The 22,385-nt window shown below is 69.4% G+C and carries 17 protein-coding genes and 1 tRNA gene; 9 read left to right on the forward strand and 9 right to left on the reverse strand.

All coding sequences use genetic code 11. The annotated features are described in order from the left end of the window. Positions 1-288: 288 nt before the first annotated feature. On the forward strand, positions 289-3,510 hold the full coding sequence (locus MTES_RS13310; protein WP_013585790.1) for an immunoglobulin-like domain-containing protein: 3,222 nt from the start codon (positions 289-291) through the stop codon (positions 3,508-3,510). 99 nt (positions 3,511-3,609) lie between these two features. Here the strand turns inward: MTES_RS13310 and MTES_RS13315 are convergent, their stop codons facing one another. After that, positions 3,610-3,975 carry a DoxX family protein gene (locus tag MTES_RS13315; protein WP_013585791.1) on the reverse strand — a complete coding sequence of 122 codons (366 nt, stop codon included), beginning with the start codon at positions 3,973-3,975 and terminating at the stop codon, positions 3,610-3,612. 136 nt (positions 3,976-4,111) lie between these two features. Between MTES_RS13315 and MTES_RS13320 the strand changes: the two genes are divergently transcribed. Then, positions 4,112-4,621 (forward strand): MarR family winged helix-turn-helix transcriptional regulator, encoded by a 510-nt coding sequence (locus MTES_RS13320; RefSeq protein WP_013585792.1) that lies wholly within the window; start codon positions 4,112-4,114, stop codon positions 4,619-4,621. A gap of 281 nt (positions 4,622-4,902) precedes the next feature. On the opposite strand, the gene MTES_RS13325 is transcribed toward MTES_RS13320, so the two are convergent. The 3 genes from MTES_RS13325 to MTES_RS13335 form a co-directional block, all read right to left on the reverse strand. Next, positions 4,903-4,978, reverse strand: a tRNA-Lys gene (locus tag MTES_RS13325). A gap of 40 nt (positions 4,979-5,018) precedes the next feature. After that, positions 5,019-6,035 carry a FecCD family ABC transporter permease gene (locus tag MTES_RS13330; protein WP_013585793.1) on the reverse strand — a complete coding sequence of 339 codons (1,017 nt, stop codon included), beginning with the start codon at positions 6,033-6,035 and terminating at the stop codon, positions 5,019-5,021. Beyond that, complete coding sequence (locus tag MTES_RS13335; protein ID WP_013585794.1) at positions 6,032-7,081, reverse strand: FecCD family ABC transporter permease; 1,050 nt, start codon at positions 7,079-7,081, stop codon at positions 6,032-6,034. The genes MTES_RS13330 and MTES_RS13335 overlap by 4 nt, the downstream gene beginning before the upstream one ends. 23 nt (positions 7,082-7,104) lie before the next feature. Here MTES_RS13335 and MTES_RS13340 point away from each other — a divergent pair, with 23 nt between their 5' ends. Further along, entirely contained in the window at positions 7,105-8,157 is a 1,053-nt protein-coding gene (locus tag MTES_RS13340; protein ID WP_148272883.1) for an iron-siderophore ABC transporter substrate-binding protein, read from the forward strand. A gap of 89 nt (positions 8,158-8,246) precedes the next feature. Here the strand turns inward: MTES_RS13340 and MTES_RS13345 are convergent, their stop codons facing one another. Then, positions 8,247-8,918, reverse strand: a complete 672-nt coding sequence (locus tag MTES_RS13345) for a fasciclin domain-containing protein (RefSeq protein ID WP_013585796.1) — start codon at positions 8,916-8,918, stop codon at positions 8,247-8,249. 306 nt (positions 8,919-9,224) lie between these two features. On the opposite strand from MTES_RS13345, the gene sigK reads away from it, so the two are divergent. The 4 genes from sigK to MTES_RS13365 all read left to right on the forward strand — a co-directional run bounded on the left by sigK (position 9,225) and on the right by MTES_RS13365 (position 12,625). Then, positions 9,225-9,827 (forward strand): ECF RNA polymerase sigma factor SigK, encoded by a 603-nt coding sequence (gene sigK, locus MTES_RS13350; RefSeq protein WP_013585797.1) that lies wholly within the window; start codon positions 9,225-9,227, stop codon positions 9,825-9,827. Continuing rightward, positions 9,824-10,612 (forward strand): anti-sigma factor, encoded by a 789-nt coding sequence (locus tag MTES_RS13355; protein WP_013585798.1) that lies wholly within the window; start codon positions 9,824-9,826, stop codon positions 10,610-10,612. Before sigK ends, MTES_RS13355 begins: the two co-directional genes overlap by 4 nt. A gap of 156 nt (positions 10,613-10,768) precedes the next feature. Further along, positions 10,769-11,407 carry a hypothetical protein gene (locus MTES_RS13360; protein ID WP_013585799.1) on the forward strand — a complete coding sequence of 213 codons (639 nt, stop codon included), beginning with the start codon at positions 10,769-10,771 and terminating at the stop codon, positions 11,405-11,407. A 333-nt stretch (positions 11,408-11,740) separates the two neighbouring features. Beyond that, complete coding sequence (locus MTES_RS13365) at positions 11,741-12,625, forward strand: aminodeoxychorismate lyase (protein WP_013585800.1); 885 nt, start codon at positions 11,741-11,743, stop codon at positions 12,623-12,625. Between the two features lie 51 nt (positions 12,626-12,676). Here MTES_RS13365 and pstB read toward each other — a convergent pair whose 3' ends face one another. The 4 genes from pstB to MTES_RS13385 all read right to left on the reverse strand — a co-directional run bounded on the left by pstB (position 12,677) and on the right by MTES_RS13385 (position 16,869). Further along, complete coding sequence (gene pstB, locus MTES_RS13370; RefSeq protein WP_013585801.1) at positions 12,677-13,456, reverse strand: phosphate ABC transporter ATP-binding protein PstB; 780 nt, start codon at positions 13,454-13,456, stop codon at positions 12,677-12,679. A gap of 22 nt (positions 13,457-13,478) precedes the next feature. Further along, positions 13,479-14,567, reverse strand: coding sequence for a phosphate ABC transporter permease PstA (gene pstA / locus MTES_RS13375; RefSeq protein WP_013585802.1), 1,089 nt, complete (start codon positions 14,565-14,567; stop codon positions 13,479-13,481). Beyond that, positions 14,564-15,583 (reverse strand): phosphate ABC transporter permease subunit PstC, encoded by a 1,020-nt coding sequence (gene pstC / locus MTES_RS13380; protein WP_013585803.1) that lies wholly within the window; start codon positions 15,581-15,583, stop codon positions 14,564-14,566. Before pstC ends, pstA begins: the two co-directional genes overlap by 4 nt. Positions 15,584-15,741: 158 nt before the next feature. Next, a complete protein-coding gene (locus tag MTES_RS13385) occupies positions 15,742-16,869 on the reverse strand; it encodes a phosphate ABC transporter substrate-binding protein PstS (protein ID WP_013585804.1) in 1,128 nt (375 codons plus the stop codon). A 158-nt stretch (positions 16,870-17,027) separates the two neighbouring features. Between MTES_RS13385 and MTES_RS13390 the strand changes: the two genes are divergently transcribed. Beyond that, positions 17,028-20,966: a Pls/PosA family non-ribosomal peptide synthetase gene (locus tag MTES_RS13390; RefSeq protein ID WP_043361447.1), complete on the forward strand. Its 3,939-nt coding sequence runs from the start codon at positions 17,028-17,030 to the stop codon at positions 20,964-20,966. Further along, entirely contained in the window at positions 20,963-22,255 is a 1,293-nt protein-coding gene (locus tag MTES_RS13395; RefSeq protein ID WP_013585806.1) for a M1 family metallopeptidase, read from the forward strand. The genes MTES_RS13390 and MTES_RS13395 overlap by 4 nt, the downstream gene beginning before the upstream one ends. Positions 22,256-22,385 lie beyond the last annotated feature (130 nt).

Genomic DNA, 22,385 nt, shown 5'->3' on the forward strand with positions numbered 1-22,385 from the left:
GGCACGAAGAATGCGGGAGCGACATCGCTCCCGCGAGGTGGTCGGGTAGGTGTTCACGGGGATGTTAGCGCAAACATGGCCGTGTGACACCACCTTCGGCGTGGCGCGGTCCCTAGCCGATGAGCGAAGGGTGAGACGAGGAACGAAAATACTTCGCGCTCCAGAAATTTGCTTGCGCGTCGCTCCCAGGGCCGCTAGATTCTGGCCGTTTGTTATCGCTAACATTTGCGGACGGGCTCGACGACGTGCCCGCCGCCCTCATCGAAGAAGATCCGAGGGACCCGCCCCATGCAATCCACTCATCCACGCCCTCGCGGCCTCCGCCGCGGGCTCCTCGCGGGCCTTTGCGCGCTCGGCATCACGGCGACCGGTCTCGCGGTCCCCACGGCCGCGTTCGCCGACGACGTTCCCGCGCCCACGGCTCGTTACGACATGTCGCACTCGGGTTCGACATTGCTCGACGTCTCCGGCAACGGTCGGAACGCCACCCTCTCGGGCCTCACGGACGCGTCGTTCGTCGACGCCGGTGGGGATTCCGTGCTGCGCTTCCAGAAGAACGGTTATGCGGCCCTGCCGCAGGGGCTGGTGACGGGATCTGACAACGACTTCACCGTCGAGTACACCGTCACGACGGCCACCGCTCAGGCGCAGTTCGGCTGGGTCATCGGCGACGGCTTCGGCTCGTGGAACACCACCGCGCTGGGCAACTACGTCTTCGTGAACCCTCGCTCGCAGGAGTCGTCATACAGCAACCAGGTGCTCGGTGGCATCCGGGTCAAGAGCGGTTCGTCGAACGGCGAGACCCGTATCCCCGCGGGCGGTGGTCTGAACCCCGGTTTCACGACGCTGACGCTGGTGGGAAGCGGCAACACGCTGACGCTCTACCGCGACGGATCGAGCATCGGCACGGTCACGCACAGCCTCTCGATGAGCAACATCGTGCCGACGGGGAAGACGCTCGGCTATCTCGGACGCTCGCTGTACTCGTCGGATCCGCTGCTGCAGGCCGACGTCACCGACGTGAAGTTCTGGGACTCTTCGCTCACGCCCGCGCAGGTTCAGGCGAGCATGCCGACCGCGGCGGCGAAGAAATCCACCACCGACGGCCTGCTGCGCATCGACCTGCCCGCGATCCTGCGGGGGTCGAACACCTCGCTCACAGCGGTTTCCGCGAACCTCTCGCTTCCCGCATCGGCCGACAACGTTCCGCTGACGTGGTCGTCGTCGAACACGGCCATCGTCTCCGACGCGGGTGTCGTGACCCGGCCGAGCGGCAACAGCCAGACCGTGACGCTCACCGCGACGACCGGTGTCGGCACGACGCTCGCGTTCCCGGTCACGGTGCTCGGACAGGGCCCGAGCGCTGACCTCGACGCGATCAGCGTCCCCTCGCGTGTCACCGAGAACCTTCCGCTGCCGGCCGTGGGATCGGCCAACGGCTCCGCCGTCACCTGGACGAGTTCCGACCCGGCCGCCATCTCCGGGACGGATGCCTCGTACTCGGCGCCCGCGGTCGGTGCCGCCGATCCCTTCCGAGGCGCGGGCGTCATCGCGCGTCCGGCCTACGGCACCGGAGACAAGACCGTCACCCTCACAGCCCACGCGACCCTCGGCGGATCGACGGTGGATCGGACGTACGCGGTCACCCTCGCCGAGCAGGCGCGCTCCGCGCCCGACGCCGGATATGCGGCGGCGTACTTCAAGTCCGACTCCGACGAGAAGATCTATCAGGCCGCCACCTCCGGCAACGACTTCTTCACGTTCTCGGCCGTCAACGGGGGTGCCCCGACCATCAGCTCGAGCTCTGACACCCGAGGACTGCGCGATCCGTTCGTGCTGCGGTCGCACTTCGACGACAAGTACTACATGGTCGCCACGGACCTCTGCATCAGCTGCGGCACCAGCTGGGGAGCATCCCAGTCCGCCGGCAGCCTGAAGATCGAGGTCTGGGAGAGCACCGACCTCGTCCACTGGTCACGCACGAACGGGGTCGACACCGGCATCACCGTCAACCGTCCCGAAGCCGGGATGACGTGGGCTCCGGAGGCGTACTGGGATGACGCGCTTCAGTCCTACGTGGTGTTCTTCTCCTCGCGTCTGTACGGCAACACGGCGCACAGCAACACGGACAAGCTCTACTCGCGCGTCTTCTCCGTGCTCACGCGCGACTTCAAGACCTTCACGTACCCGCCGAACAGCTGGCAGGACACCGGCTTCGCGCGGATCGACTCGACCGTCACGAAGATCGGCGACACCTACTACCGCTTCACCAAGAACGAGGAGAGCAACGCCGCGGGCACGCTCGAGGCGGGCAAGGACATCTTCCTGGAGAAGTCGAAGGTGCTGACCGCCCCGACGACGAGTTCCAACTGGAGCGGTGACCCGTCGACGACGTGGCAGCTGGTGGACACCAACATGACGACGCCCAAGACCTCGCAGGCCGGCGAAGGTCCGGAGATCATCAAGCTCAACGCGGGGGATCCGAACAACACCTCCGGCGACGCCTACGCCTTCCTCGTCGACAACTACGGCAGCGGCGGGTACCGGGCGTTCCTGACGACAGGCTCCGCGATCGCGTCCAGCACCCAGACCGACCGGCTCTCGCAGCGGTCGTCGTGGGCGGTGCGCGCTCCCGGCGGCTTGCCGGCGAGCCCGCGTCACGGCGCCTTCGTCAGTGTGCCGCAGACCGTGCTCTCGGCCATGAAGGACTGGACGAACGTCCAGGCGGTGGCATCCACGACCGCCCTCGAGACGACGGCGACCTCGGCGACGGCGACGGTCACCGCCGCCGACGGGGGACAGGTCGCGGGAACGGTGACGTTCTCGCGGGGGAGTTGGACGTCCACCGTCCCGGTCACCGGTGGTCGTGCGACCACCGACGTACCGGCGGGGTCGGGGACGTTGACGGCGCACTACGACGGGTACTCCGACGGTCTCGTCAGCCCCTCGTCCGCCACCGCGACTCTGCCGAAGCGCTCGCAGACCGTGACCCTCGCCCCGATCGCCGACCAGGTCGTCGGCGCCGCCGACGCTCCGGTGACGGCCTCCGCCTCTTCGGGGCTGCCGGTGGCACTGTCCACCACGGGTCCCTGCTCGATCGTGAACGGTGCGGTGCATGTGACGGGCGCCGGCACGTGCACGGTGACAGCTGCGCAGGCCGGCGACGACGTGTACGACGCCGCCACGCCCGTGCAGCGATCGTTCGTCGCAACGGTGCCGCTGGCGGCACCGACGGTGGTCGTCTCCAGCCGCTGCGCCGTGGGCAAGCCTGTGCTGACCGTGCAGGGGACGAATCGTGCCGGTGTCACCGTGACGTTCGACATCGCGACGCCGCTCGGCTCCACGTCGGTCAACGGCGTGGCATCCGGCAAGACGACATCCGCGGTGTTCACCGGTCGATCCGGTTCGCTTTCGGCGGGGTCGGTGACCGTCACGGCCACCGCGAAGGTCGACGGCGTCAGCACCCGATCCACGACCACCGCCGCCTACCCCGCACGCACGTGCGGCTGAGGTGAGCGCTCGTCGGATCGATTCGTGAAAGGGGAAGGGGCGGCGTCGACGACGCCGCCCCTTCTTTTCAGGCCCTGCGTTCGGCGGGGTGGCGAACGGTCACGCGACGGTGAGGAAGCCGAGGACGGCGGCGGCGACCGAGAGCAGCGCGAGCACGATCGCCGGAACCGGGCTTTCCTGACGCCGCAGGTGGGTGGCGGCGGCTCCCGCCATGAGCACCGCGAGCGCGATGCCCGCGATGGGGCTCAGAACGGGAAGGATGCCGACGAGGGGAGGGACGACGAGTCCGATGGCGCCGAGCACCTCGGCGACACCGATGAGCTTGATCGGACCGGAGGTGAAGTCTTCCACCCAGGCGAGCCCGGACGAGGCGAGTGCGTCCTTCGGTCGAGCGATCTTCATCAAGCCGGCGGCGAGGAACGCCAGCGCGGCGAGCCCGGCGACGATCCAGAACGCGATGATCATGTTTTTTCCTTCGTGTCGTGAGGTGTGCGGAGGGCGGTGCCGGCGTCATCTCGAGATCGCTCGACCGTGTTGTTGCCCGCGCAACAACATATCCAAGAACTCGTTGCCTGGGCAACTACAGCACTAGACTGGACCCATGGAACCGACCGTGCCGCGGATGGACAGCACGCAGGGAGCGGCCTGGCTCGCCCTCGTGTCGCTCGCCGATCTGCTTCCGCACGCCCTTGATGCGCAACTCACCGCTGAGGCCGGGATCATCAACTTCGAGTACGGGATCCTCAGCCTGCTCAACGTCGCGGACGATCAGACGCTTCGGATGAACGAGCTCGGCACGCGACTGCGGTCACCTGCTCCTCGTCTGTCCAAGGCCGTTCGGCGGCTCGAGTCGAAAGGTCTGGTCGAGCGGAAAGTCGGCGCGCCGGGAGATGCGCGCGCCGTCCATGTGCGCATGACGCGAGCCGGCCGACGGGCCTGGCTGACCGCCACCCCTCCGCATATCGCGTTCGCGCGGGACACCCTGCTGGCCCCGCTGACGCCCGGCCAGCTCGAGGACCTCGCACGGCTCCTCGACCCGATCCTCCGCCAGCTCGACCCCGAGCTGTGTGAGACTCGCGCCACAGGTGGCCGTCCGCCCGCCGACGGCTGATCGCTTCGGCCCGCTTCGCATCAGAAGAATGTCTGTCGGAAACGCATCGGAGCTAAACAGGCAACTCGAGTCGGTGCACGGCAAGGCTACGGCGTCGCTATAGACGGCGAAAGCTGCGCTGGCCCATTCGCTCCAGTACGCCACGGTGAGCAAGGCCGGCACTTCCTGAAGGCAATGCAGTGATGAGCGACTTCGCGGTCGGTCGTCTTCTCGGAGCGTGAAGTCGCGATTGTCGGTGACGCTATCGAGTATGCGCGCAACTTGTTCGAGTAAGACGAGTTTGGTGGGCCCGGAGGGGCTCGAACCCTCGACCCGCGGATTAAAAGTCCGATGCTCTGCCAACTGAGCTACAGGCCCTCGACCCCCAGCCTAGCGGGCGCGACGAGGCTCGCCGTCCTCATCGGCGGGAGCGGGCCACGATCCAGAAGAGGTACGCGCCGCCGACCACGGCGGTGAGCAGGCCGACCGGGATCTGCAGGGGTGCGAGCGCGCGCTGCGCGATGACATCCGCCACGAGGAGCACGGCAGCGCCGGTGACGGCCGAGCCGATCACGGGGATGCCGCTCGTGCCCATCGCTCGGCGCGCGAGCTGGGGCGCGGCGAGGGCGATGAACCCGATCGGGCCCGCGACGGACGTGGCGGTGCCGGTCAGGAGGGCGGCCACGATCACCAGGATGAGACGGACGCGACCGGTCCGGACGCCGAGCGAGCGCGCTGTGTCGTCGTCGAGCTCGAGGGCGCGGTAGTCGCGGTGCACCGCGATCAGCACGGCCCCCAGCACGCCGAGGGATGTCAGAAGAAGAACGACATCCTGGGCGGAGGTCGCGACGAGGCTCCCGTGCAGCCACTGCGTCGCGTTCCGGGCCACGTCGATCGGCGCGCGCGTGAGCAGGTAGTCGTTGACGGCGGCCAGCAGTGTCGAAAGGGCGATGCCGGCGAGGATCGTGCGCTCCCGCGAGATTCCGACGCTGCGCGCAATGGCCATGACCACGACGACGGTGAGGAGGCCTCCGGTCCAGGCGCCCACGGCGGGCGAGGCCGGGGGAGCGATCAGTGTCAGACCGATGAGCGCGCCGGTTGCGGATCCGGCGCTGAAGCCGACGATGTCGGGACTCGCGAGCGGGTTGCGCGCGAGCGTCTGGAACACGGCGCCGGCCAGCCCCAGAGCCGCGCCGATCAGCAGAGCGGCGATGGTCCGTGGCATCCGCATGCCGACGACGACGACGGTCGTGCGCCCGTCGGCTCCGCCGGTGAGAGCGGATGCCACATCCCCCAGCGACGCGTGGAACGAGCCCGTCGTCAGGCCCGTCACCGCGGCGATCGCGGCGATCGCGACCGTGACGGTCATGACGAGAACGGCGCGCTGTCGTCGAGAGGAACGCAGCCGTGTCCGGATCTCGGCGAAGGTGTTCACGAGGACTTCCGCAGAATCAGCCACAGGAGGAGCGGCGCGCCGAGGAAGGCGGCGACGATCCCGGCCTCCACCTCGCCCGGGACGGCGATGACGCGTCCGACGATGTCGCTCGCGAGGGTCAGTGCCGCACCGACCACGGCGGCGAGCGGGAGGGACACGGGCACGGAGCGCCCGACCGCGCCACGAACGGCGTGGGCGACGATCAGACCGATGAAGGCGAGGGGACCGGCCGCCGAGGTGGCCGTGGCGCACAGGAGGGTGATGGCCGCGCCCGCGCTGAGGGTCACGAGAGCGGGGGAGACCCCCAGTGCGCGCGCCAGGTCCGCACCGAGTTGAAGCTGATCGAGGCCTCGAGCGACCATCGCAGCGAGCAGCAGTCCCGCGATGGCGAAGGGGAGGAGCTGCGCGGCCACGTCGGGATCGCGGCGTTCGAACGACCCGACGGCCCAGAACCGGAACGACTCGAAGGTGTCGTCATCGGCGAGCGTGATGATGCCGACGATGGCGCTGAGGCAGGCGCTGAGCGCGACCCCGGCGAGGATCAGGCCGACGGTGTCGTCCCGGCGATCCGGCCGAGCGGCGGTGTTCACGAGTAGTGCGGCGCCCGCCGCTCCCGCGAAGGCGAACCAGACGTACCCGCTCGCCGTGCCCATTCCGAAGAACGCGATCGCCACGACCACACCCACCGCCGCGCCCGCGTTGACGCCGAGCAGGCCCGGGTCGGCCAGAGGGTTGCGGGTCAACGCCTGCATGAGCACACCGGCCACGCCCAGACACGCCCCGGCGAGGAGCGCCGTGAGAGTGCGCGGGACGCGGAGCTCGTGGACGATCACGCCGACGGCATCCCGTCGGTCCGAGAACAGTGCCGAGACGACGTCGCCCGGCGCGAGGGCGCGCGACCCGACCGCAAGACTCAGAACCACGAGACCGACGAGCACGGCGGCCATGACGAGGGTGAGTGTGACGGCGCGGACGATTGCTGATCGACGACGCGCACCCAGGTGTGCGACGACTCCCGTCGCAGCAGCTGTGGACGAGTCGAGCACAAAGGTAAGGTTATCCTAACCGTGTGAATGACTTTCGCTTTCCGTCCCACCGCGCCCGTTCTCGTCCTCGGCTCGCAGCTGTCGCTCTGGGGGCTGCCGTGCTGTTGGCGCTCACGGGCTGCTCCGGCGTCGCGGCACCCGCTTCGACGGTCGATGCCGAAGCTGCGGCGACCGGGGACTGGGTGGTGGCGCGCGATCTCGAGCCGGGCATGGGCTCGAGCGAGGCGGACGGCGTCTTCCCTCGATCGGTGACGCACTTCGGCGGTGTGACGGAGATCCCCGCGGCTCCCACGCGCATCGCGGTCGTCTCGACCGGCCAACTCGACGCCCTGCTCGCGCTCGGAACCGTGCCCGTGGCGGCGACGCGGGCAGAGAACAGCGGACTCGTTCCCCAGTACCTGAACGACGCCTTCCCCCAGGACGCATCCGCCCTCGGTGCGATGTCCGACATCGGCAAGCGCACCGAGCCCGACCTCGAGGCCATCGCGCAGGCGGATCCGGACCTGATCCTCATCAACTCGACGCGCGGCACCGAGCTGTACGACGCGCTGTCGGCCATCGCTCCGACGGTGCTCACCAAGGGCAACGGCGTGAACTGGAAGAGCGACTTCCTGCTCATCGCGGACGCTCTCGGGAAAGAGGGGGAGGCTCGCGGCATCCTGGATTCCCTGCAGTCCGATAGCGCGGCGTTCGCCGAGACGCACGCCGCGGGGGAGCCGACGGTGTCGTTCCTGCAATCCACGGGAGACCGAACGCGGATCATGGGGGTGCCGTCGTTCGCGGGCGGCATCGCCCAGGACCTCGGTCTCGGGCGCCCCGCCTCCCAGCAGTTCGACGACACTTCTCAGGACATCAGTGCGGAGCAGATCGATCTGGCGGATGCCGATCACGTGTTCTACGCGGGGATCGGTCAGGGGCAGGCGTTCCTCGAGGACGCTCCGCTGTGGCCGACGCTCGACGCGGTCGCCGCGGGCCATGTCACCGCAGTCGACTACGACCCGTGGTTCACCAATGCCGGGCCGGTGGCCGCTCGACTCGTCCAGGACCAGATCGTCCGGGCGGTGAAAGCCGACTGAGGCGTTAACGAGAGCGAGCGCCGGACCCCCTCGCCTGGGGTCCGGCGCTCGCCGTCAGATCCGATCGAAAGATCGGCCGGGTGCGTGGATTACGCAGCCGGGGGCGTGAGAACCGTGTCGATGAGGTACACGGTCGCGTTGGCGGTCTTCACGCCACCGCAGATGACCTTGGCGTCGTTGACCATGATGCTGTCACCCGAGCCCGAGACGGTGACGTTCTGGCCCTCGACCGTGGCGTGCGTGCCATCGATCTCGGAGGGGCTGAGCTGGCCGGCGACCACGTGGTACGTGAGGATCTTGCTCAGCGCGGCGCTGTCGGTCTTGAGGCCGTCGACGGTCTCGGCCGGGAGCTTGGCGAAGGCCGAGTCGACCGGCGCGAAGACGGTGAACTCGCCACCGTTGAGCGTGTCGACCAGGTTCACGTCGGGGTTCAGCTTGCCGCTGACGGCAGCGGTCAGCGTGGTGAGCAGCGGGTTGTTCGAGGCGGCGACGGCGACCGGGTCGGCGGCCATGCCCGCGACCGAGCCGGCACCCGAGGGGACCTGCGAGGCGTAGTCGGCGCAGCCGGGGCCGACGAGGTCGGCGGCCGGGTCCATCATCGACGAGGACGCCGAGGGCGACGCCGACATGGCGGGAGCGCTGCTGCTCTCCTCGCTCATCGACCCACCCGAGGTGGAGCCTCCCGAACAAGCGGTGAGGGCGAAGGCCGAGCCCAGAACGAGGGCGAGACCAGCAACAACAGGCTTCTTGTTGGTGAGCATGACATTCCTCCGAAATCGTTCGGACCGCGAATGCGATCCGTCAGGGACACCCCGGTGCGGGTGGTTCGCCGTGGAGCGGCTTACACGGGGTCTTCGGCTCCCCGCGGAGATCGGATTGGAGAAACCTCGAAACTTGTCTCCTCTCGTTGCGCCGAGATCAAGAAAAGCCCTGGTGAAAGGGCGGGAAACATTCTCGAGAATATTTCCGGGGAGGGGCGCCTCGGAGCCGAGGGGGCCGCGTAACGGTTCCCTAACCGATGTCTCGACGCGCGTGAAGATCAACGGGCGAGGGTTTCGACGTAGGCAATGATGGATGCCATGGTGATCGACGGTTTCGACCTGCCCGAAGAGGGCTCGGACCGCGTCGACCACGTAGGCGACCTCATCCAGCGCGTGGCGGCGGGCGACCGGGACGCCTTCGCCGAAGTGTATGACGCCCTGTCCGCTCGGGCGTTCGGCCTGATCCTCCGCGTGCTCGTCGATCGGGCGCAGAGCGAAGAGGTGCTCCAGGAGGTTTTCCTGGAGGTGTGGCAATCCGCTGCGCGCTTCACTCCGAAAAGAGGGCAGGGAAGATCGTGGGTGCTCACGATCGCACACCGGCGAGCGGTGGACCGCGTGCGGTCTTCGCAATCCAGTGTCGATCGCGACGTGCGCGCGGGCTTCCGCGATATGGACGTTGCGTATGACAACGTCTCGGAAAAAGTCGAGATGAAGATCGAAGGGCGGCGCGTCGTCGATGCACTGGCGGCGCTTCCCGACGCCCAGAAAGAAGCTCTCACCCTGGCCTACTTCGGTGGATACAGCCAGAGTGAGATCGCTACTCTCGTCGGGGCGCCCCTCGGAACGATCAAGACGAGGATGCGCGACGGTCTGTCACGCTTGAGGATGGAAATGGGGGTGGACAAGTGAACGAGAGGGATTTCGCCGACCTCGCAGCCGGTCACGCGTTGAATGCGCTGTCGGATGCTGATGAACGCGCGTACCAGGAGGCACTTGCGAGCAATCCCCACTGGGATTCCCATGTGCGTGACGCCTCCGAGGCGATCGCCGCGCTGAGCGACATCGTCGAGCCGGTCGATCCGCCCGCCTCGGTGCGCGCATCGCTCCTGGAGCGCATCGCCGACCTGCCTCAGCAGACCGACGTTCCTCCCGCGCTCGACGAGGACAAGGAAGACTTCGCCGCCGCCGGCCCTGCACCCGTCGAACCGGATGCCACCCCCGCACGCCCCGCGAGCTGGGGCCGCCGTCGCTGGTTCACGCTCGCGGCATCCATCGTCGCTGTTCTGGTGCTCGGTTTCGGCGCCGCCTCGATCGGTCAGTACGTGACGCGGCCGGCGTCGGTCGTGGCACTCGAGCAGATCGAGAACGCGCCGGATGCGCAGTCCGCCTCGGTGACGATGCCCGACGGAGGCTCGGCGACCGCTCACTGGTCCGCGTCGACCGGGCAGAGCGTCCTCGTGACCGACGGCATGCCGGCCCTCAGCGACGATCAGACATACGAGCTGTGGTTCGTGCGGGGCGAGACGCCGATCGCCGCCGGGATCTTCGAGACGGATGCCGAGGGCCGGGCGACCGCGATCCTCGATGGCGAGTTCCACTCCGGCGACACCATCGCGGTGACGATCGAGCCCGCGGGCGGCTCGCCGGACGGCACCCCCAGCTCCGCCCCGGTGGTCGCGGTCGCGACCGCCTGACCGGCTCCCACCGCTGCGCGGGTGAGGGGTCCCCGAGCTCATGAAGGTCCCTGAGCCTGTCGAAGGGACCGGCCCCGACCCCCGAGCTCGTGAAGCTCCCTGAGCCTGTCGAAGGGACCAGCCCCGACCCTCGAGTGAACCGCCTAGCCTGGAACGATGAGCGATTCGCCGCGCGAGTTCCACAAGCCCATCCGACGTCCCGCCGAACTGTTCGACCGCCTCTTCGCCGCCGATGACCCCGCCGAGGTCTCGCGCGTCGCCCACAGCACCGCTCACGCCCTCCTGTCACGGGTTCGCGCCGATCCGAGCGTCGACGTCGTCGAGCGTCTCGTCGCGTTCACCGACGACCACGGCATCGACGACATCGCCGAGCTCTGGTCGCGCTCGCCGGCACGCTCGCTCCCGGGCGCGCTCTGGCGGCTGTATCTGCTGCAGCTCATGATCCACGACGACGCCGCGACGGCCGCCCTCCTCTACGAGCGAGGTCGCGTCGAGATGGCGACCGTGGACCCGGTCGTGGTGGGCGCTCCCGCTCCGGCGGGTCCCGAGGAGCTCGTGCAGCTGATCGACACGATCCTGCGCGGGCTCTTCGAGGGCGACTTCGCCGTGGCCCTCGACCGGGCGGCCGCGTTCTGCCGCGTGCAGGCGTCGGGGTCGACGCACCTGGCCGACGACTACGAGAACACGGAGTCGGAGCGGGCGTCTGCGCTCACGACGCGAGCCCTGCGTCTGTCGACGTACGCCGAGGATCTGTCCGCGGCGGCGGCTCTCTGGCGTCGGGACGCGCTGGGCTGAGGGCTGGTTCGGTCCCGGTCCCTTCGACGGGCTCAGGGACCTCGGGTGCACCGGTGGCTGAGCCTTTCGAAGCCCCCCGCGCGATCCGGGCCGTGGCGAAGCAGGGGGCTGAGCTTGTCGAAGCCCGCCGGCGGGAGGACACACCGCAGAAAAGATAAGTGCCGGACCGCAGAACGCCTCTCGGCGCATGGCCGCTCATAGCGGCAGAAGATGGAGCCCGGGGTTACTGCGGCCCGGCTAGGAAAGTGTAACAAGCGCCGGCTCCGCACATTCCCTCCGGCGGCCCCGTTGACAAGGCCCGGGCGTGTCGCATCACGGGCGTAGGCTCGCTCCATGGCCCTGCTTTTCGCGCTCGTGATCGACCCCGTGGCATCCGATGATCGACGCGAAACGTACTCCGCGACCTTCACCGCGGTCGATCCCGACGGTCCCGTGCTGCCCCTCGGAGAGCTCAGCGCGCAACGCGGCGACGGCGTCTTCGAGTCGATCGGCGTGGTCGACGGACACCCGCAAGAGGTCGGTCCGCACCTGGAGCGCCTGGCGCACTCGGCGCGACTCGTCGATCTGCCCGCGCCGAATCCGGAGCAATGGCGAGAGGCGATCGCCCGCGTCGCCGCCGAAGCCGGCGAGGAGGAGCTCGTGATCAAGCTCATCCTCAGCCGAGGCGTGGAGCAGGGATCCTCGCCGACCGCCTGGATCACCCTCGCGACAGCCCCCGACAACGTGGTCGCCCGTACCGATGGGGTCGGCGTCGTCACTCTCGATCGCGGATATCAGCTCGACGTGCCCGGACGCGCGCCGTGGCTGCTGCTCGGGGCGAAGACGCTCTCTTACGCGGTCAACATGGCGGCCATCCGCGAGGCGAAGCGCCGGGGAGCCGACGACGCCGTGTTCGTCACGAGCGACGGATACGTGCTCGAGGCGCCCACGGCATCCGTGATCCTGCGTTTCGGTGACAGGTTCGTCACCCCCGAGCCGAACGCGGGGATCCTGCACGGCACCACCCAGCTCAGCCTGTTCGCGTACCTCGACCGCCGCGGCTTCGCGACCGCGTACGAGGCGGTGCTCCTGAGCGACCTGCGGACCGCGGATGCCGCGTGGTTGCTGTCCAGCGTGCGCCTGGCCGCGCCGATCTCCGCCGTCGACGGTGTGGAGAAGGCCGTCGACCGCGCGCTCACCGACGAGCTGAACGCGTACCTGCTCTCGCCCCGCAACTGACGCGGAAACGACGAGAGCCCCGCCGAAGCGGGGCTCTCTCGCGATGCGGGCTTATCCGAAGCGCCCCGAGACGTAGTCCTCGGTGGCCTGGACGGTGGGCGCCGTGAAGATGGTCGCCGTGTCGTTGTACTCGATGAGCTTGCCGGGCTTGCCGGTGCCGGCGATGTTGAAGAACGCCGTCTTGTCGCTCACGCGCGAGGCCTGCTGCATGTTGTGCGTCACGATGACGATCGTGTACTCGTTCTTCAGCTCGCCGATGAGTTCCTCGATCGCGAAGGTCGAGATCGGGTCGAGCGCCGAACAGGGCTCGTCCATCAGCAGCACGTCGGGCGACACCGCGATGGCACGCGCGATGCACAGGCGCTGCTGCTGACCGCCCGAGAGACCGCCGCCGGGCTTGTCGAGGCGGTCCTTGACCTCGTTCCAGAGGTTCGCACCCTGCAGCGACTTCTCGACGAGGGCGTCGGCGTCGCTCTTCGACATGCGCTTGTCGTTGAGCTTCGCGCCGGCCAGCACGTTCTCGCGGATCGACATGGTGGGGAAGGGGTTCGGACGCTGGAAGACCATGCCGACGTGGCGGCGCACGAGCACCGGGTCGACGCCGGGGCCGTACAGGTCGTCGCCGTCGATGAGCACGCGGCCCTTGACGTGACCGCCGGGGATGACCTCGTGCATGCGGTTGAGCGTGCGCAGGAACGTGGACTTGCCGCAGCCCGAGGGACCGATGAAGGCGGTGACCGAACGCGGCTCGATGTCGATCGAGACGCCCTCGACCGCGAGGAAGTCGCTGTAGTAGACGTTGAGGTCCTGGACCTCGATGCTCTTGGACATGTGGGGGTGTGCCTTTCCGCGCTCAGCGGGTCTTCGGCGCGAACAGGGCCGCGACGATCCGGGCGATCAGGTTGAAGATGACGACGAGGACGACGAGGAGGAAGGCCGCACCCCAGGCGTTGGCCTGGGAGGCGTCGATGTCCTGGCCGGGGAAGCTGTACGCGGTGTACGCCATGACCGGAAGGGTCTGCATCGGGCCCTCGAAAGGGTTCGCGTTGAAGTTGTCGGTGAAGCTCGCGGCGATGAAGATCGGTGCCGTCTCACCCACGACGCGGGCCACGGCGAGCACGACGCCGGTGATGATGCCCGAGGCGGCCGTGCGCAGCACGACCTTGATGATCGTGGCGGAGCGCGGCACGCCGAGAGCGAGGGAGGCCTCGCGCAGGTCGGCGGGCACGAGACGCAGCATCTCCTCGGTCGAGCGGATGACGATCGGGATCATCAGCACGCACAGGGCGATGGATGCCGAGAACCCGCTGAACGCCTTCGGACCCACGATGAGGCTGAACAGCGAGAAGGCGAACAGACCGGCGACGATCGAGGGGATGCCGGTCATCACGTCGACGAGGAAGGTGATCGTGCGACGCAGCGGGTTGGTCGGGAGCGCGTACTCGACCAGGTAGACGGCGGCGAGGACACCGACGGGGACCGAGATCAGTGCCGCGATCCCGGTGATGATCAGGGTTCCGGTGATGGCCTGCCACGCACCGGCCGTCGCGACGACCGCGAGCGTGTCCGGGTCGAAGGTCGTTCCACCGACCTGGGTGATGAACGGCAGGTTCACCACGGCCAGGCCCTTGGACACCACGGTCCACAGCGTCGAGATCAGCGGCGCGAGAGCCAGGAGGAAGGCTGCGGTCACGAGGCCCCGCACGACGCGGTCGACGGCCTTTCGGCGGTTCTCGACGATCGAGGAGCCCACGCCGATCGCGATGAGGTAGATCACCGCGGTGAGAACGAGCCAGACCGCGACGTTGAAGCCGCCGATGAGCAGCTGCACGCCGGCGATGACGACCGCGACGCCGACGAGGAGAGCCGGTTCGATGTAGCGCGGCAGCTGACCGCTTGTGAGGGCCAGGGGGGTCGAGGCCGGGACGGCGGTGGCGGTCACGAGCGCTTTCCTCTCTTGCGGCCCTTCGCGCCCGGTCCCGTCGCCGAGATGATGTAGCGCGCGAGCATGTTGACCGCGAGCGACACCACGAACAACATGAGACCCGTACCGATGAGCGCGGAGCGCTGCAGGTCGGTCGCGATCGGGAAGTTCAGGGCGATGTTGGCGGCGATGGTCTGGGAGTTGTAGCCGTCGGTGAGAAGCAGCACCGAGTAGATGAGGCTCGGCGAGATGATCAGTGCGATCGCCATGGTCTCGCCGAGAGCGCGGCCGAGGCCGAGGAGCGTCGCCGACACCATGCCGCTGCGGGCGTAGGGGAAGACCGCCAGGCGGATCATCTCCCAGCGCGTGGCGCCGAGGGCCAGGGCTGCTTCTTCGTGCAGGCGCGGGGTCTGCAGGAAGATCTCGCGCGTGATCGACGTGACGATCGGCAGGATCATCACCGCGAGCACGACGCCACCGGTGAACATCGTCGAGCCGGTCGACGAGACGGGGCCCTGGAAGAGCGGAATCCAGCCCAGGTACTCGTTGAGGAACTGGCTCACCGGCAGCAGGAGCGGACGCATCACGATGATGCCCCACAGGCCGAAGACGATCGAGGGCACCGCGGCGAGCAGGTCGACGACGTACCCGAGGGCACCGGCGACCTTTCGCGGCGCGTAGTGAGAGATGAACAGCGCGATGCCGATGGCGACGGGCGTGCCGATCACCATGGCGATGAGCGCGGCCCAGATGCTGCCGAAGAGCAGCGGTCCGACGTACTCCCAGAAGCTGCTCCAGTTGCGGTTCTGGTATCCGGCGAGATCGCCCTCGCTCCAGTTCGCCGTGATGGCGGGAAGGCCTCGGATGATGAGGAAGATCGCGACGCCGGCGAGGATGACCATGATCGACACGGCGGCCGTGGTCGACAGGCCGAGGAAGACGGTGTCGCCGACGCGACGCTTCCCGACGATGCTGGCTCTCGGGGAATCGGGTGTCGCGGCGTCGGTCGCGGCGTCACTCACGGTGTCAGTCACGGGGGACCTCATGCTCGGCACGGATCAAGGGGTGCTCCTCGGTCGGGTTCTCTCTGAGGATGTTCGGCTCAGCGGAACGGTCGATGCTGAATCGACCCCTCCGATCAGCCCGGCCCGGTCCGCACGAGAGGTGCGGACCGGGCCGAGTCCGAGAGGTGTTACTTGATCGCCTCGAGGGTCTTCGCGGCGGCCGCGAGAACCGAGTCGGGCAGCGGAGCGGAGCCGGCGTTCTTGGCGGCGACAGCCTGGCCCGTGGTGCTGGTGACGAAGCCGAGGTACGACTTCACAAGAGCGGACTGCTTCGTGTCCTTGAACGTCGAGCACGCGATCGCGTACGAGACGAGCGGGATCGGGTAGGTCTCGGCGGTCAGCTTCGAGTAGTCGAACTTCTTCGAGAGGTCACCCGGAACGCCGTTGCTGGCGTCGACCGCCGCAGCGGCGAACGTCGCGGTGACGGCCTCGGCGCTGTAGGGGATCGCGGTGCCGTCCTGGATGATCGCCGCAGCGTTCAGGGTGCCGATCGCGGAGTGGTCGGCGTAGCCGATGGTGCCCGAGCCGGCCTTGACCGCCTCGACGACGCCGGAGCCGCCCTTCTGCTTCGACACGTTGCCCTCGATGGGCCAGTCCTTGCCCGCGGGCGAGGTCCAGACCGACGACTGGGTCGCGGCGAGGTAGTTGGTGAAGTTCTGGGTGGTGCCCGAGCCGTCCGAGCGAGCGACGGTCGTGATCGCACCGGCGGGGAGCGCGGTGCCGTTGTCCTTGGTGATGGCCGGGTCGGACCAGTCGGTGATCTGCAGCGCGAAGATCTTCGCGATGGTCTCGCCCGAGAGCTTGAGGTCGGTGACGCCGGGGACGTTGAAGATGATCGCGACGCCGTCGAGGTAGACGGGGATGTTGACGCCACCCTCGGTGCACAGCGCCTTGGACTGAGCGGTCTGGTCGGCGTTGAGGGGCGAGTCGGAGCCGGCGAAGTCGTACGCGCCGCTCAGGAAGTTGGTGACGCCGCCGCCGGAGCCCTGCGACTTGTCGTAGTTGATGGTGACACCCTTGGCCTGCGCGTTGTACGCGGCGGTCCACGCGGCCTGCGCGTTGGACTGCGCGCTCGAGCCACCGGCCGTGATCGTGCCGCTCAGGCTGGGGTCGATCGTGAACGCGACGTCGGAAGACGTGGCGGACGGCGAGGAAGCCGCGGCGTCGCCGGAGCCGGAGGGGGAGGAGCAACCGGCGAGAGCCAGGGAGGCAACGGCCGCCACGGCGCCCAGCTGGACGAATCGGGAGAGCTTCACTGTGTGAATCCTTCGTATGTCGGGGACACGAACCCGGTGCAGGGTTCTCCCGCACGGTAAACACCGACTCTTACGAGAGTGCGTTGCGCGGGTGAACGGGAGGTGAACCGCTCCGGCCTGACCGGGACGTTTTCTTGGGCGGTATACGCTTCACCCCCGTGACGACCCCCGCCCCCGCCGCGCAAGCGCCGCTCGATCGTGTGAGCGCCGCCCCGCCCGCCCGCACGCTCATCGACCTCCTCGCCGACGTCGCCGCACGGCATCCGGAAGCCTCCGCGATCGACGACGGCTCGGGCGCCCTCAGCTACCGCGAGCTCCTCGCGCGGGTCTGGCGGACCGCCGGTGCGCTCCACGCCGCGGGAGTGCGCCGGGGCGACCGGGTCGGCGTGCGCATGCCATCGGGATCGAAGGAGCTCTACGTGTCGATCCTCGCGGTGATGGCCGCGGGAGCCGCTTACGTGCCGGTGGATGCCGACGACCCCGACGAGCGTGCTCGTCTGGTGTTCGGCGAGGCCGGAGTGAAGGGCATCATCGCGGGCGATGGAGAGTTCGTCGCCGACGACGATGATGTGGTTCGTCTCTACGACGGCGACGCCCCGCACCCGAGCACGAACGCGCTGCCCGTGGTCGCTCCACCGACCGTGGACGATGACGCGTGGATCATCTTCACCTCGGGGTCGACGGGTGTCCCGAAGGGCGTGGCCGTCTCGCACCGCTCGGCGGCGGCGTTCGTCGAGGCCGAGGCCCGCATCTTCCTCCAGCAGGATCCGCTCGGGCCGGGCGACCGCGTCCTCGCGGGTCTGTCGGTGGCGTTCGACGCCTCGTGCGAGGAGATGTGGCTCGCCTGGGGACACGGTGCCTGCCTGGTCCCCGCGCCCCGCTCCCTCGTGCGCTCGGGCGAGGATCTCGCCCCCTGGCTGCTCCGCCAGGGCATCACCGTCGTCTCGACCGTTCCGACGCTCGCCGCGATGTGGCCCGCGGATTCGATCGAGAACGTCCGCCTGCTGATCTTCGGCGGAGAGGCGTGCCCGCCCGAGCTCGCGGCCCGGCTCGTCGCCGAGGGGCGCGAGGTGTGGAACACCTACGGTCCGACGGAGGCCACGGTCGTCGCGTGCGCCGCCCCGCTCGACGGCTCTCTGCCCGTGCGGATCGGACTGCCCCTGGACGGCTGGGCCCTGGCGGTCGTGGATGCCGAGGGCCTCCCCGTCGGCGAGGGAGAGGTCGGCGAACTCATCATCGGCGGCGTCGGCCTCGCGCGGTACCTGGATCCCGCAAAGGATGCCGAGAAGTACGCGCCCATGCCGACCCTCGGGTGGGAGCGGGCCTACCGCTCCGGTGACCTGGTGCGGTTCGACCCGGAAGGTCTCCTCTTCCAGGGCCGCGCCGACGACCAGGTCAAGGTCGGGGGGCGCCGCATCGAGCTCGGTGAGGTGGAGTCGGCCCTGCAGGATCTCGCCGGAGTCAGCGCCGCCACCGTCGCGGTGCGGACGACCGGGGCCGGAGTCCCCGTGCTCGTGGGCTATCTGGTGATGGATGCCGGGGTCGACCTCGACCGCGGAGCGGCCCGCGCCACCCTGTCCGAGCGTCTCCCCGCCGCGACCATCCCTCTCCTCGGCGTCGTCGACGAACTCCCCGTGCGCACCTCGGGCAAGGTCGACCGCGCCGCGCTGCCGTGGCCCCTGCCGGGCGTCGACGCTCCTGCCGCCACGGACTTCTCGGCCGACGAGCTCTGGCTGGCCGAACAGTGGCAGGCCGTCCTCGGACTCCCGGTGACCGAGCGCAAGGCCGACTTCTTCGACCTCGGCGGCGGTTCCCTCGCCGCCGCGCAGTTGGTCTCGCGGATCCGCGCCCGCGTGCCCGAGTTCTCGGTCGCCGACATCTACGACGTCCCGCGCCTCGGGGCGATGGCGAAGGCGCTCGGCCCGCAGCTCGTCGATGACACCCCCGCCGAGTTCCACCGCGCGACGCCGACACCCCGCGCCACGCAGTGGGCGCAGACGCTGCTCGGCGCTCCGCTGTTCATCCTCGCGGGCGTGCGGTGGCTGCTCTACCTGCTGACCGCGTCGGCGATCCTTCGGTTCCTGCCCGGCTTCGAGGTCCTCCCCGCGGTGCCCTGGCCCGTGCTGCTCATCGGCCTGCTGGTCTTCGCGACGCCGTTCGGGCGCATGGCGATCGCCGTGGCATCCGCTCGTCTCCTGCTCTCGGGCGTGCGCCCGGGCGACTATCCGCGCGGAGGGTGGGTGCACATCCGCCTGTGGCTCGCCGAGCAGATCGCGGATCAGGTGGATGCCGTGGGCCTGGCCGGAGCCCCGTGGGTGTCGTACTACGCCCGGGCGCTGGGCGCGCGCATCGGCCGCAATGTCGACCTGCACGCCCTGCCCCCGGTCACCGGGATGCTCGTCGTGGGAGACGGAGCCTCGATCGAGCCGGAGGTGGACCTGACCGGCTACTGGATCGACGGCGACCTCGTCCGCATCGGCGAGGTGCGCATCGGGGCGGAGGCCACGGTGGGAGCGCGCTCAACGCTCGCTCCGGGTACGCGGATCGGTCGTCGGGCCGAGATCGCCCCGGGGTCCGCGGTGTTCGGCCGGGTCAAGGCGGATCAGTCGTGGGCGGGCTCTCCCGCCGTCCGCGTCGGCGGGACCGCGAAGGGCTGGCCGGGGGAGCGTCCCCCGGCCCCCACGCGCTGGCTGTGGGCGTACGCGGCCTCGGCCGTCGTGCTCGCCCTCCTTCCGCTCGCTGCCTTCACCGTCGGCGGCCTCGTGATCGCCCAGGGCATCTCCGGGGCCGACTCGCTGGGGGAGGCCACCGCCCGCGCGTTCGCCTGGCTCGTGCCCGCGGTCGCGGTCACCGGGGTCGTGTTCGCGGCATCCGTGGTCCTTCTCGTGCGGCTGCTGTCGATCGGACTCGTCGAGGGCACCTTCCCCGTGCGCAGCCGGGTCGCGTGGCAGGCGTGGAGCATCGAGAGACTCCTGGATGCCGCCCGCACGATCCTCTTCCCCCTGTACTCGTCGCTCTTCACCCCCGTGTGGCTGCGGATGCTCGGCGCGCGCGTCGGCCGGGACGTCGAGGCATCCACCGTCCTGTTGATCCCGTCGATGGCCCGCATCGAGGACGGGGCGTTCCTGGCGGATGACACGATGGTCGCGTCCTACGAGCTGCGCGCCGGGTGGCTGCGCCTCGGGCCGGTCCGTATCGGCAAGCGCGCGTTCCTCGGTAACTCGGGCATGGCGGCTCCCGGCCACCGGGTACCGCGCGACGGTCTCGTGGCGGTGCTCTCGGCCGCACCGCTCAAGGCGAAGCCGGGGTCGTCCTGGCTCGGCTCGCCCGCGGTGCGCCTGCGGCGCCTGTCCGCGGCGGGTGATGAGTCGCGCACGTACCAGCCGACGCCGGGCCTGCGCCTCGCGCGCACGCTGTGGGAACTCGGCCGGTTCGTGCCCGTGGTGGTCACGTGCGGCATCGGTCTCGGGGTGCTGTTCACCCTCGCCGCCCTGTGGGACGTGGTCGGGCCCGTGTGGACGCTGCTGCTCTCGGGCGTCGTCATGCTCGCCGCGGGCGCGGTCGCGGCCGGGGTGTCCACCGCGGCGAAGTGGGCGATCGTCGGGGTCATCCGGGCGGGCGAGCAGCCCCTCTGGTCGAGCTTCGTCTGGCGGACGGAGGTGTCGGACACCTTCACCGAGATGGTCGCGGCACCCTGGTTCGCCCGCGCCGCCTCCGGCACACCGGCACTGGCCGTGTGGTTGCGCAGCCTCGGAGCGAAGATCGGGGCGGGCGTGTGGTGTGAGAGCTACTGGCTGCCCGAGCCCGACTTGGTGACTCTGGGCGATGCGTCAACCGTCAACCGCGGATGCGTCGTTCAGACGCATCTGTTCCATGATCGAATCATGAGTATGGACACCGTCGAGCTGGAACCCGGGGCGACCCTGGGCCCGCACAGCGTGGTGCTGCCGGCATCCACGCTCGGAGCCCACGCGACCGTGGGACCTGCGTCGCTCGTGATGCGCGGCGAGACCGTTCCGGTCGGTTCGCGCTGGAGCGGGAACCCCATCGGCCCGTGGCGTGCGGTGAAGGTGCGCGCGTACCAGTCGACGACGTGAGCGCCGATCCCTACGCCCCGCAGAGCGGCGATCCGTCCTACGACGTGCGAGAGTACGACCTCGAGCTCGGCTATCGGGTGCGTACCAACCGACTCGACGGTGTGGCCAGGATCACCGCGGTCGCGCGACAGCCCCTCACCGCATTCACGCTCGATCTCGTCGGGCTCCGCGCGACGCGCGTGAAGGTCGACGGCGCGACGGCTCGCCACGTGAGCGGCCCCCGGGCCCTGCGCGTCACGCCGCCGGTCGCGCTCGCCGCGGGCACGTCGTTCACCGTCGAGGTCGCGTACGCCGGTTCGCCGGCGCCGCGGCGCTCGCGTTGGGGGACCGTGGGGTGGGAAGAGCTCACCGACGGCGCCCTCGTCGCGGGGCAGCCGACGGGCGCGCCGACCTGGTTCCCGTGCAACGACCGGCCCGACAACCGCGCGCGCATGCGCATGCGGATCACCGTCGACGACGGGTACACGGTCGCCGCGACCGGAGTCCCGGGCGCCGTGACGCGACGTGGCGGCCGCACCTCCACGACCTTCACGTCGGATGTTCCCACCGCGACCTACCTCGCGGCCGTTCACGTGGGCCGGTATCGCACGCAGCATCTGGCGGGGAGCGGCGTCGACGTCGTCCCGGAGGTGAGCGTGACCGCTCCGCCGGCGCTGACGGCCGCCGCCGATCGGGCCTTCGCCCGGGTCCCCGAGATGCTGCGCGTGTTCGACCGCCTGTTCGGGCCGTACCCGCAGGAGACCTGCACGCTCGTGGTCACCGCGGATGAGCTCGAGATCCCGCTCGAAGCCCAAGGTCTCGCGGTCTTCGGCATGAACCACCTCGTTCCCGCCGCGCAGCGTCTCGTCGCCCACGAGCTCGCCCACCAATGGTTCGGCAACAGCGTCGGCATCGCCCGATGGAGCGACATCTGGCTCAACGAGGGCTTCGCCTGCTACGCGGAGTGGCTGTGGTCGGATGCCTCGGGCGGCCCGTCCGTCGACGCCTGCGTCGGCGAGAATAACACCCGCCTCGCCGCGAAGCCCCGCGACCTCCTCCTCGTGGACCCCGGACCCGACGACATGTTCGACGACCGCGTCTACAAGCGCGGCGCCCTCGCGCTGCACGCGGTACGCCGGGTGGTGGGCGACGAGGCGTTCTTCGCGCTCCTGCGCTCGTGGACCGCCGACCACCGTCACGCCCTCGTCACGACCGACGACTTCCGTGCCGCGGTCGAGCGGACCGGGGGAGCGGATGCCACGGCCGTGCTGTCGGCGTGGATCGACCACCGCGAGCTGCCCGCGTTGTGAGCTGACGCATCTTGCCCTGACGCGTGCACGGCTGACGCCTGAGCGGCTGACACGCGATGAGCGGAGGATCAGGGGGCAGGGGGAGGACCTGGTCGCGGTTTCGCTTCCTCCGTTCGCCCCTCATCCTCCG

This window comes from Microbacterium testaceum StLB037 (assembly GCF_000202635.1).
Lineage (GTDB): Bacteria > Actinomycetota > Actinomycetes > Actinomycetales > Microbacteriaceae > Microbacterium > Microbacterium testaceum_F.